Genomic DNA, 11106 nt, shown 5'->3' on the forward strand with positions numbered 1-11106 from the left:
GTGGGACACGAAGACCTCCAGGTGGCGGAGCCGGTTCTTAGACAGCTCCACTCCACGCCCGGAGGTCTTCGCCTTCCAAGCTCATTCAGATCGTGTCGTCACACGATCTCGACCAACGTGCCCGATCAGTACAGCTAGCGGGGTCGGCCCGGCTCCGGCCCGGCTCAGGCCGGGCCCGGCCCGACTCAGGTTCACCATGGTCTGCAGGCGAACCTGCACTTCCCCTGCCCTGCCCGCCGTGGGGAGTGCCGGTTCGACCGGGTCCCGTGGTGAACCAGCACGCACAGCGGCCCTGCTCCGCCTCAGGCCCGGCCCGGCCCGACTCAGGTTCACCATGGTCTGCAGGCGAACCTGCACTTCCCCTGCCCTGCCCGCCGTGGGGAGTGCCGGTTCGCCCGGGTCCCATGGTGAACCTGCAGCACCACCAGCCCGCGACTACCCCTCCAGCACCACCATCGCCGAGGCGATGCCGGCGTCGTGGGAGAGCGAGACGTGGACCGAGGCGACGCCGAGGGAGTCGGCGAGGGCGGCGACCGAGCCGCGGAGGGCGAAGACGGGTCGGCCGGTCGTTTCCGAGACGATCTCGGCGTCGTGCCAGTGCAGGCCCGAGGGCGCGCCGAGCGCCTTCGCGAGCGCCTCCTTGGCGGCGAACCGCGCGGCCAGCGAGGCGAGCGGCCGCTCCGCCTCGGACGGCGTGAACAGCCGCGGCGTGAGCCCCGGGGTGCGCTCCAGCGACTCGCCGAACCGCGCGACGTCGACCACGTCGATGCCCACCCCGATGATCACGGTCACTCCACCGTGACGGACTTCGCCAGGTTGCGCGGCTGGTCCACGTCGTGGCCCATCACCGTCGCGAGCTCGCAGGCGAACAGCTGGAGCGGTACGACGGCCACCAGCGGCTGCAGCAGCACCGGGACCTTCGGGAGCCGGATGACCACGTCGGCGTACGGCGTGATCGCGTCGTCGCCCTCCTCGACCAGGCAGATCGTGCGCGCCCCGCGCGCCCGGACCTCCTGGATCCCGCTCACCATCTTGTCGCGGAGCTGGTCCCGGCCGGCCGGCGGCACGACGCAGAGGACCGGCAGCCCCGGCTCCACGAGGGCGATCGGCCCGTGCTTGAGCTCGCCGGCTGCGAAGCCCTCGGCGTGCAGGTAGGCGAGCTCCTTGAGCTTGAGCGCTCCCTCGAGCGCGACGGGGTAGCCGGCGTGCCGGCCGAGGAACAGCACCGACCGGGTCTCCACGTGCTCGCGGGCCAGCGCGTAGACGGCCTCGTCGTCGTCGAGCACCTGCTGGATGCGGTCGGGCATCGCCTCGAGCTGGTGCATGACCTGGGCGATCTCGTCGCCGTAGCGGGTCCCCTTGACCTGCGCGAGGTAGAGGGCCAGCAGGTAGCAGGCGACCAGCTGGGTCAGGAAGCCCTTGGTGGAGGCGACCCCGATCTCCGGGCCGGCGTGCGTGTAGATGACGGCGTCGGACTCGCGCGGGATCGTCGAGCCGTTCGTGTTGCAGATCGCCAGCACCTTCGAGCGCTGCGTCCGCGCGTGCCGGATCGCCTGGAGGGTGTCGGCGGTCTCCCCCGACTGGCTGATCGCGACGACCAGCGTGGAGTAGTCGAGGATCGGGTCGCGGTAGCGGAACTCCGACGCGAGCTCGACCTCCACCGGGATCCGGCACCAGTGCTCGATCGCGTACTTCGCGACCATGCCCGCGTAGAACGACGTGCCGCAGGCGATGATGATGATCTTGTCGACGTCGCGCAGCTCCTGGTCGGAGAGCCGCATCTCGTCGAGCTGGAGCTGGCCGGTGGTCGTGTGCCGGCCGAGCAACGAGTCCGCGACGGCCCGCGGCTGCTCGTAGATCTCCTTGCGCATGAACCAGTCGTGGCCGTCCTTCTCCGCGGCCGAGAGGTCCCAGTCGACGTGGTAGTGCCGACCGGTGGACGGCGTCCCGTCGAAGTTCGCCACCTCGACGCCGTCGCGGGTGATCGTCACGACCTGGTCCTGGCCGAGCTCGAGCGCCTCGCGGGTGTGCTCGATGAAGGCCGCCACGTCGGAGCCGAGGAAGGTCTCGCCGTCGCCGAGACCGACGACCAGCGGGGAGTTCCGGCGTGCGGCGACCACGCGGGAGGGGTCCTCCGCGTCGACGGCGACGAGCGTGAACGCGCCCTCGAGGCGGCGGACCAGCACCAGCATCGCCGACGTCAGGTCCGCACCGGCGAGCACCTCGAGCTCGAGCAGCTGGGCGGTCACCTCGGTGTCGGTCTCGGACAGCAGCTGGTGGCCGCCCGCCTCGAGCTCGGCCCGCAGCTCGGCGAAGTTCTCGATGATCCCGTTGTGCACGAGCGCGACGCGCCGCGCCTCCCCGGTGTGCGGGTGCGCGTTGACGTCGTTGGGGGCACCGTGGGTCGCCCAGCGGGTGTGGCCGATGCCGACCGAGGCCGCGGGGAGGGCGTCGTCGACGATCGCCTTCTCCAGGTTCGCGAGCTTGCCCGCCCGCTTCTCGGTCGCCAGCGCGTCGTCGGTGACCAGGGCGATCCCCGCCGAGTCGTACCCCCGGTACTCGAGCCTGCGCAGGCCCTCGACGACCACCTCCTGGGCACCTCTGTGACCCACGTAACCCACGATGCCGCACATGGGCGTCACTGTAACGACGGGTGCCTGCGACACTTGCGCCCATGTCTTCGCACGGCGAGGTGCACCACACCTCCGACGACGCCAAGGAGTCCTCGCCGTACCTGGAGCTGGACCGCTCAGCGTGGGCGGCGCTCGCGCACGAGGTCGAGAACCCGCTCAGCGCCGAGGAGATCCGACGGTTGCGAGGTCTCGGCGACCAGCTCGACCTCGACGAGGTGCAGCAGATCTACCTGCCGCTGTCGCGGCTGCTGAGCCTGTACGTCGGGTCCGCGGGCACGCTCTACCGCGCCCAGGAGGCCTTCCTCCACCAGATCCAGCCGCACCGCACGCCGTTCGTGATCGGGCTGGCGGGATCGGTGGCGGTCGGCAAGTCCACGACCGCGCGGGTGCTCCAGCAGATGCTCGCGCACTGGCCCGAGCACCCCAACGTCGCGCTGGTGACCACCGACGGCTTCCTCTACCCGAACGCCGAGCTCGAGCGCCGAGGGCTGCTCCAGCGCAAGGGCTTCCCCGAGTCCTACGACCGGCGCGCGCTGCTGCGCTTCGTGGTGGACATCAAGTCCGGCCGCGACGAGGTCGAGGCGCCGGTCTACTCCCACCTCACCTACGACGTGCTCCCCGAGGAGAAGGTCGTCGTCAAGCGGCCCGACATCGTCATCATCGAGGGCCTCAACGTGCTCCAGCCGGCCCGGGTGCGCGAGGACGGCCGCACCGGCCTGACCCTGAGCGACTTCTTCGACTTCTCCGTGTACGTCGACGCCGGCACCGGCCACATCCGCGACTGGTACATCCAGCGGTTCCTGCGGCTGCGCGAGACCGCGTTCCGCGACCCCGACTCCTACTTCTCCAAGTACGGCGCGCTGTCCCGCGAGGAGGCCGTCGCCGAGGCGGAGCGGATCTGGGACACGATCAACGGGCCGAACCTGACGCAGAACGTGCTGCCGACCCGGTCCCGCGCGACGCTGGTGCTGCGCAAGGACCGCGACCACTCGGTCCGCTACGTGCGGCTGCGCAAGCTCTGAGCGGGGCCCTCAGCCCACGTCGCGGCGCAGCGTCGTGTAGCGGCCGACGAGCGCCAGCCCGCCGGCGTACGCGAGCAGCACCAGCAGCGCCGCCCAGCGCGGGAGCAGGTCGGCACCACCGGCGCCGTACGACGTCAGGTAGCTCGCCCCGATGATGCCGTCGGCCGCGGCGCCGGGGAGGAACCTGGCGATCTGGTCGGTCCCGCCGAAGGCACCGAGGGCGAGCCGCGCCACCGGCTCGACGAGCTGGGTGAACGCGAGGATCCCCACGACCGCGGCGACCTGGTTGGTCACGACGCTGCCGAAGGCGACGCCGATGACCGCCCACAGCGCGGTCACGACGACGCCGAGCACCAGCACCTCGACGACGCTGCCGTCGGTGAGGAAGGCGCCGTCGCCCCAGATCGCCAGGAACGGCGCGCTCGCCGCGACGACCGCCACGGTCGCGACGACGCCGTAGAGCAGGCCGACCGGCACCGTCGCGAGCAGCTTGGCGCCGAGGAACACGCCGCGGCGAGGCTCCACGAGCAGCGACTGGGTGATCGTCCGGTGCCGGAACTCCGTGGTCATCGCCAGGCTGCCGATGACCAGGGGGAACACGTAGCCCACGCCGTTCGTGAGGCTGTAGATCGCCGTGGCCGCGTCGACGCCCTCCAGCGTGACGGTCCCCTGGTCGGTGCCCGCGAAGACCACGGAGAAGCCGAGCACGGCGCCGATGAAGGCCAGGTACGCCGCGAGCGCGAGCAGCAGCACCCACCACATCCGCGTGGTGACGAGCTTGCGGTACTCCGTGACCAGGGCGGCCCTCATCGCGCTCCCTCCGGGTCGGCGGTGAGCCGCAGGAAGACGTCCTCGAGGTCGCCGCCCCGGCTCGCCAGCTGGTGCAGCTCGACGCCGGCGCGGAAGGCGGCCGCGCCCACCTCGGCCGCGGGGGCGGCCACCAGCAGGCCGCGTCCGGACGGCCGGGCGTCCCAGCCGCCGGTGGAGCAGAGCCGCTCGGCCGCGGCGGGGTCCGGGCCCTCGAGGTAGGTCTCGGGGGCGGCGAGGCCGGCGAGGTCGCTGAGGGACGACGCGTGCACGAGCCGGCCGCGGGCGATGATCACGACGTCGTCGACGGTGTGCTGCACCTCGCCGAGCACGTGGCTCGACACCAGCACGGTGCGGCCCTCGTCGGCGTAGGCGCGCAGCAGCCGGCGCAGCCAGACGACGCCCTCCGGGTCGAGCCCGTTGGTGGGCTCGTCGAGGACGATCGCGGGCGGGTCGCCGAGGAGCGCGGTCGCGAGCGCGAGCCGCTGGCGCATGCCAGTCGAGTAGCCGCCGACCCGGCGGTCCGCGGCGCCGGCGAGGCCGACGAACTCGATGAGGTCGTGGCAGCGCGCCCGCGACACGCCGACCTGCGGTGCGTACGCCTCGAGGTGGGCCAGCCCGGTGCGGCCGGGGTGGAAGCTCGAGGCCTCCAGGGCGGCACCGACCACCCGGGCGGGCAGCGGGTGCTCGGCGTACGGCCGGTCGGCCACCAGCGCGCGCCCGGCGGTCGGGCGGGTCAGCCCGAGCAGCATCCGCAGCGTGGTGGTCTTCCCGGCGCCGTTCGGCCCGAGGAAGCCGGTGACGGCCCCCGGGCGCACGGCGAAGGTCAGGTCGTCGACGGCGCGCACCGCGCCGAACGACTTCGCGAGCCCCTCGACCGCGAGGGTGGGCCCGGCCACCGTCATCGTCAGAGGGCCAGCTGGCGCTCGACCACGTCCGCGAGCCGTCCGGCGACCGCGCGGGCCTCGTCCTCGGTGCCCGCCTCGACCATCACCCGCACCAGGTTCTCGGTGCCGGAGGGCCGCAGCAGGACCCGGCCGGAGTCGCCGAGGGCGGCCTCCTCCTCGGCCACGGCGGCGGCGACGACCGGGTCGTCGTCGGCGCGGGACTTGTCGACGTCCGGGACGTTGACGAGCACCTGAGGCAGCCGGCTGACGACCGCGGCGAGCTGCTGGAGGCTCTGCCCCGTCACGGCCATCCGCTCCAGGACGTGCAGGGCGGTGAGGACGCCGTCGCCGGTCGTGGCGTGCTCGCTCATGATGACGTGGCCCGACTGCTCGCCCCCGAGGGAGTAGCCCGACACCCGCATCGCCTCGAGCACGTAGCGGTCGCCGACCTTGGTCTGGCGCACGCCGATGCCGGAGGCCTTCATCGCCTGCACGAACCCGAGGTTGCTCATCACGGTGGCGACGACGGTGTTCTTGGCCAGGTGTCCGCGCTCGGCCATGCCGACGGCCAGGATCGCCATGATCTGGTCGCCGTCGACCGCGACCCCCTCGTGGTCGACCGCGAGGCAGCGGTCGGCGTCGCCGTCGAGGGCGAAGCCGGCGTCGGCGCCGTGCTCGAGCACGGCCGCCTGCAGGGGGCCGAGGTGGGTCGAGCCACAGCCGTCGTTGATGTTGAGGCCGTCGGGGTCGACGCCGATCGCGATCACCTCGGCACCGGCGGCGCGCAGCGCGGCCGGCCCGGCCTCGTAGGCCGCGCCGTGGGCGCAGTCGAGGACGACCTTGAGCCCGGAGAGCGGCTTGTCGATCGTCGAGAGCAGGTGCTCGACGTACTCCTCGACGGGGGCGTCGTACGGCGTGACGCGGCCGACGTCACCGCCGACCGGCCGATCCCAGGGCTCGTCGAGGTGCTGCTCGATCTCGCGCTCGACCGCGTCGTCGAGCTTGAGCCCGCCGCGGGCGAGGAACTTGATGCCGTTGTCGGGCATCGGGTTGTGCGAGGCGCTGATGACGACGCCGAGGTCGGCGCCCAGGGCCTGGGTGAGGTAGGCGACCGCCGGGGTGGGCAGCACCCGGAGGCGGAGCACGTCGACGCCCGCCGAGGCGAGCCCGGCGACGACGGCGTGCTCGAGGAACTGTCCCGAGATGCGCGTGTCCCGGCCGACCACGGCGAGCGGGCGGTGGCCCTCGAACTCGCCCCGGTCCGCCAGGACACGGGCGGCGGCGACGGACAGGTCCAGGGCCAGCTCAGCGGTCAGATGACCGTTGGCCAGGCCCCGGACCCCGTCGGTGCCGAAGATGCGCGGCATGCGCGGGTGCTAGCGCTTCGAGAACTGAGGCGCCTTGCGGGCCTTCTTCAGTCCGGCCTTCTTGCGCTCGATGACGCGGGCGTCACGGGTCAGCAGGCCGGCCTTCTTCAGCGACGGCCGGTTGGCCTCCACGTCGATGGCGTTGAGGCAGCGGGCCACGCCGAGGCGCAGCGCGCCGGCCTGGCCGGTGATGCCGCCGCCGTGGATGCGGGCGATCACGTCGAAGCGGCCCTCCAGCTGGAGGTTCGCGAACGGCTCGTTCACGACCTGCTGGTGCAGCTTGTTCGGGAAGTAGGAGTCCAGGTCGCGACCGTTGACGGTCCACTTGCCGGTGCCGGGGACGATCCGCACGCGGGCGACGGCCTCCTTGCGACGGCCGGTGGCAGCCGCGGGGGCGATGGTCGCGGCACGCAGCGGGGCGTCGGCGGACGGCGCGCTCTCCGAGCTGTACGCGATGCCCTGCTCGTCGGCCTCGAAGGTCTCCTCGACCTCGTTGGTGTCAGCCATGTGTTCTCAGTCTCTTCTCTCGGTGCTCGTGCAGACGGACGACTACTGGGAGATCTGCTTGATCTCGTACGGCGTGGCCTTCTGGGCCTGGTGCGGGTGGTTGGGCCCGGAGTAGACCTTCAGCTTCTTCAGCATCTGACGGCCGAGCTTGTTCTTGGGGAGCATGCCCCAGACCGCCTTCTCGATGGCCTTGCGGGCGTCCTTGTCCAGGACCTCACCGATCGGGGTGGCCGACAGGCCGCCCGGGTAGCCCGAGTGGCGGTAGGACATCTTGGTGGTCTTCTTGTCACCCGACAGCGCGACCTTCTCGGCGTTGACGATGATCACGAAGTCGCCGGTGTCGACGTGCGGGGCGAAGATGGCCTTGTGCTTGCCGCGCAGGAGGTTGGCGGTCTGCACCGCGAGCCGGCCGAGGACGACGTCGGTGGCGTCGATGACGAGCCACTCACGCGTGATGTCGCCGGGCTTGGGACTGTACGTGCGCACGGAGGAACTTCCTTCGTTCGTAGGGCCCGGGCGACCCTGTGCCGTCCCGGGTGGTGGAGCCACGCCTTCTGACGAACACTGCCCGGTCTCCGGGCCCACCAGGTGGGCCGTTCTCCGGGTCTGCACCCTGATCCCGTGGCCGGGTCGGGGCGCGGCAGGAGGCGCGACTGACAAGAGTACGGGCCGCCGTTCCCGCAGGTCAAAACGCTGGTCCGGCGCCCGGCGGGCCGGGCCGCACCGGGACCGCCCCGCGTCGCTCCTCGGACACAGGGTTAGCACGACACCCGGCCGCCGACTAAGTTGAGCGGGTGACTGAATCCCTCACCGTCCGAGACAACCGCACCGGACAGGAGTACGAGGTCCCGATCACCGACGGCACCATCAAGGCCGCGGATCTGGGCAAGATCAAGTCGGTGGACGACGCGCCCGGCCTGGCCGTCTACGACCCCGGCTTCGTCAACACCGCTTCCTGTCGCAGCTCCGTCACCTACATCGACGGCGACAAGGGCATCCTGGAGTACCGCGGCTACCCGATCGAGCAGCTGGCCGAGAAGTCCACGTTCCTCGAAGTGGCCTACCTCCTCATCCACGGCGCGCTGCCCACCAAGGAGCAGTACGAGACCTGGGTGCACGAGATCACCTTCCACACGTTCGTGCACGAGAACGTGAAGTCGTTCATGCAGGGCTTCCGCTACGACGCACACCCGATGGGGATGCTGATGGCGTCGGTGGGGGCCCTCTCGACCTTCTACCCGGACGCGCGCAACATCAGCGACGCCGAGAACCGGCACATCCAGATCGTCCGGATGATCGCGAAGATGCCGACGCTGGGCGCCTGGGCCTTCCGCCACGCCCAGGGGAAGCCGTACGTCTACCCCGACAACGACCTGAGCTACACCGCGAACTTCCTCTCGATGCTCTTCAAGATGAGCGAGTCGAAGTTCGAGGCCGACGAGCGCCTGGTCAAGGCCCTCGACGTGCTCTTCATCCTGCACGCCGACCACGAGCAGAACTGCTCGACCAACGCGGTCCGCTCCGTCGGCTCCTCGCAGGTCGACCCGTACTCCGCGGTCTCGGCGGGCGTCGGTGCCCTCTACGGCCCCCTCCACGGCGGGGCCAACGAGGCCGTGCTGCGGATGCTGCGCCGGATCGGCACCAAGGACAACATCCCCGCGTTCATCCAGGGCGTGAAGGACGGCAACGAGCGGCTGATGGGCTTCGGCCACCGGGTCTACAAGAACTACGACCCGCGCGCCAAGATCATCAAGAAGGCCTGCGACGACGTCTTCGAGGTCACCGGGGTCAACCCGCTGCTCGAGATCGCCCAGGAGCTGGAGAAGATCGCGCTCGAGGACGAGTACTTCGTCCAGCGCAAGCTGTACCCGAACGTCGACTTCTACTCCGGCCTCATCTACGAGGCCTTCCAGTTCCCGCCGGAGATGTTCACCGTCCTGTTCGCCATCGGCCGCACCCCCGGCTGGCTGGCGCAGTGGTCGGAGCTGGTGCAGGACAAGGAGCAGAAGATCGCCCGGCCCAAGCAGATCTACACCGGCGAGCGCACCCTGGAGTTCGTGCCCGCGTCCGAGCGCTGGGCGTGAGCCGGGCGGGCGCACGCCCGGCCGGCGTCGTGCTCGACCTCGGCAACGTGCTGATCGACTGGGACCCCGTCGCGGCGGTCGCGGCGGGGGTCGGCGAGGACGAGGCGCGCCGGTTCTTCGCCGCCGACGACTTCGACTTCATGGCCTGGAACCACGGACCGGACTCCGGCGGGACGTGGGAGGAGGCCGAGGCCCTGGTGCGGCGGACCCACCCGCACTGGGAGCGGCACGCCCTCTCCTACCGTGAGCACTTCACGAGCTCGCTGCTCGGAGAGGTCCCCGGCACCGCCGACGTCGTCCGTGACCTGCACGCCGCCGGCGTCCCGATGGTCGGGCTGACCAACTGGTCCGCCGAGCTCTATCCGCACGCACCGGAGCGGTTCGAGGTGCTCGCCCTCCTCGACGACGTCGTCGTCTCGGGCGAGGTCGGCGCGGCCAAGCCTGACCCGGCCGCCTACCGGGCCGCCATCGACCGCACCGGGCTGCCCGCGGAGCGCCTGGTCTTCGTCGACGACAAGCAGCTGAACGTCGACGCCGCCGCCGACCTCGGCATGGACGCCATCGTGTTCACGACCGCCGAGGACCTGCGGGAGCAGCTCCGCCGGCGGGGCCTCCCGGTCTGACCGGACGCGACGCCGAGCCGGGTCTCCCGGGGCCGGGCCACGCGCCTCGGTCGCACCAGCTGCCGCGCCTCCCAGGCGTGTCCTGGGTCCCGTCGCTGACGCGTCCTCGAGTCCAGGTGTGCTTGGCTGTACGCGAGGTCTCCACCGCAGGACGACCTCGCCTCGGGAGGCGTGATGAGCGACGCGGGCCGGTCGGGAGCCGACGGCGTCGGCAACCGGACGGACCTGGCCGGAGAGGCCCCAGCACCGACCTCGACCGATGGCGCCCGGGGCGAGCGTCGGACCCGCGGGTGGCCGCGTCGTCGGTTCGTGGCCGTCGTGGCGACCGCTGTGCTGGTCGGTGGGGTCGCGGCCTACGCCTTCTGGTGGACCGAACCGGACGCCTTCGGGGGTCATGGCAACGGCGTGGGGGCACGTCAGCAGGCCACTCGGATGCACCCGGTGTCGATCAACATGGGCGAGGCGTTCGGCGACGACGAGACGATCACCGTGCACAGCGTTCGCCCCAACCTGGCGCGCAACACCGCGGCCGCCGACATCGACTTCGTGATCTGTGAGGTCCGCAGCCCCTACGGGCTGGCGGACTCCATCGACGACGCGTGCACGTCGGTCGAGCCGGTCGACGACCAGCGGCTGCGGCTCGGGGACGCCCTGTACGACGACCGCGCGATCATGATGACGATCACCCCGCACCGGGCCGGGACCGTCGTGGTCCGCGGCATGTGGGTCGACTACACCCGCGACGGGCACCACCTGTGGCAGACCGGCACCGAGCTGGCCGGCCTCGACGTGCGTCTCCGGGTCGAGTAGCCCGAGCTGGGTCAGCGCTGGCTCGCTGGTCACGCCCCGACCCGGCAGGTCCGCGGATCGCGGCATGTCCGGATCTCAGGCGGCGGTGCGCTGTCCACCTTCTCGCGGAGTAGATCGGTGGACAGCCCACCGGCGGTCGGCGCCGACACGGGGCAGCGGTGAGTGTTCCACCAAACCCAACGCCTGAAAGGTGGCTCACCCACCGCCGCGTTGCGACATCCGCAACTCGGGGCGGTCTCAACGGGTCGTCGCAACACTTCCTTGACTCGAGGAGGTCGCGATGGCGCGTCAGAGGTATCAGCGGTTGTCGCCGGCGGACGTCGACGAGATCTGGTTGCGGCTGCGGGCGGGACATGCGGTGAAGCC

Annotated in this window: 11 protein-coding genes; 4 read left to right on the forward strand and 7 right to left on the reverse strand. The window is 71.4% G+C overall.

Annotated elements, in window-relative coordinates; genetic code table 11:
- Window positions 1-435 precede the first annotated feature (435 nt).
- The gene (locus ACILQ5_RS21125) at window positions 436-786 is read right to left on the reverse strand and encodes a holo-ACP synthase (protein ID WP_395660005.1); all 351 of its coding nucleotides are present in this window, start codon (window positions 784-786) and stop codon (window positions 436-438) included.
- A gap of 2 nt (window positions 787-788) precedes the next feature.
- Entirely contained in the window at window positions 789-2633 is a 1845-nt protein-coding gene (glmS, locus tag ACILQ5_RS21130) for a glutamine--fructose-6-phosphate transaminase (isomerizing) (RefSeq protein ID WP_395660006.1), read from the reverse strand.
- A gap of 41 nt (window positions 2634-2674) precedes the next feature.
- On the opposite strand from glmS, the gene coaA reads away from it, so the two are divergent.
- Window positions 2675-3655 (forward strand): type I pantothenate kinase, encoded by a 981-nt coding sequence (gene coaA / locus ACILQ5_RS21135; RefSeq protein WP_395660007.1) that lies wholly within the window; start codon window positions 2675-2677, stop codon window positions 3653-3655.
- Between the two features lie 9 nt (window positions 3656-3664).
- Here the strand turns inward: coaA and ACILQ5_RS21140 are convergent, their stop codons facing one another.
- Genes ACILQ5_RS21140 through rplM form a run of 5 tightly spaced genes read right to left on the reverse strand, consistent with a single transcriptional unit; the run spans window position 3665 to window position 7709 of the window.
- The gene (locus ACILQ5_RS21140) at window positions 3665-4465 is read right to left on the reverse strand and encodes an ABC transporter permease (protein ID WP_395660008.1); all 801 of its coding nucleotides are present in this window, start codon (window positions 4463-4465) and stop codon (window positions 3665-3667) included.
- Window positions 4462-5367, reverse strand: a complete 906-nt coding sequence (locus tag ACILQ5_RS21145) for an ABC transporter ATP-binding protein (protein ID WP_395660009.1) — start codon at window positions 5365-5367, stop codon at window positions 4462-4464. The genes ACILQ5_RS21140 and ACILQ5_RS21145 overlap by 4 nt, the downstream gene beginning before the upstream one ends.
- A gap of 2 nt (window positions 5368-5369) precedes the next feature.
- Complete coding sequence (gene glmM / locus ACILQ5_RS21150; protein WP_395660010.1) at window positions 5370-6716, reverse strand: phosphoglucosamine mutase; 1347 nt, start codon at window positions 6714-6716, stop codon at window positions 5370-5372.
- 9 nt (window positions 6717-6725) lie between these two features.
- On the reverse strand, window positions 6726-7223 hold the full coding sequence (rpsI, locus tag ACILQ5_RS21155) for a 30S ribosomal protein S9 (protein ID WP_395660011.1): 498 nt from the start codon (window positions 7221-7223) through the stop codon (window positions 6726-6728).
- 42 nt (window positions 7224-7265) lie between these two features.
- Window positions 7266-7709, reverse strand: coding sequence for a 50S ribosomal protein L13 (gene rplM, locus ACILQ5_RS21160; RefSeq protein ID WP_395660012.1), 444 nt, complete (start codon window positions 7707-7709; stop codon window positions 7266-7268).
- Window positions 7710-8017: 308 nt separating this feature from the next.
- On the opposite strand from rplM, the gene ACILQ5_RS21165 reads away from it, so the two are divergent.
- The 3 genes from ACILQ5_RS21165 (at window position 8018) to ACILQ5_RS21175 (ending at window position 10740) form a co-directional block, all read left to right on the forward strand.
- Window positions 8018-9307: a citrate synthase gene (locus ACILQ5_RS21165; protein WP_395660013.1), complete on the forward strand. Its 1290-nt coding sequence runs from the start codon at window positions 8018-8020 to the stop codon at window positions 9305-9307.
- Window positions 9304-9930: an HAD family hydrolase gene (locus ACILQ5_RS21170; protein WP_395660014.1), complete on the forward strand. Its 627-nt coding sequence runs from the start codon at window positions 9304-9306 to the stop codon at window positions 9928-9930. The genes ACILQ5_RS21165 and ACILQ5_RS21170 overlap by 4 nt, the downstream gene beginning before the upstream one ends.
- A gap of 318 nt (window positions 9931-10248) precedes the next feature.
- Entirely contained in the window at window positions 10249-10740 is a 492-nt protein-coding gene (locus tag ACILQ5_RS21175; RefSeq protein WP_395660015.1) for a hypothetical protein, read from the forward strand.
- The last annotated feature ends 366 nt before the right edge of the window (window positions 10741-11106 follow it).

The organism is Nocardioides sp. (assembly GCF_044226305.1).
Classification (GTDB): domain Bacteria; phylum Actinomycetota; class Actinomycetes; order Propionibacteriales; family Nocardioidaceae; genus Nocardioides.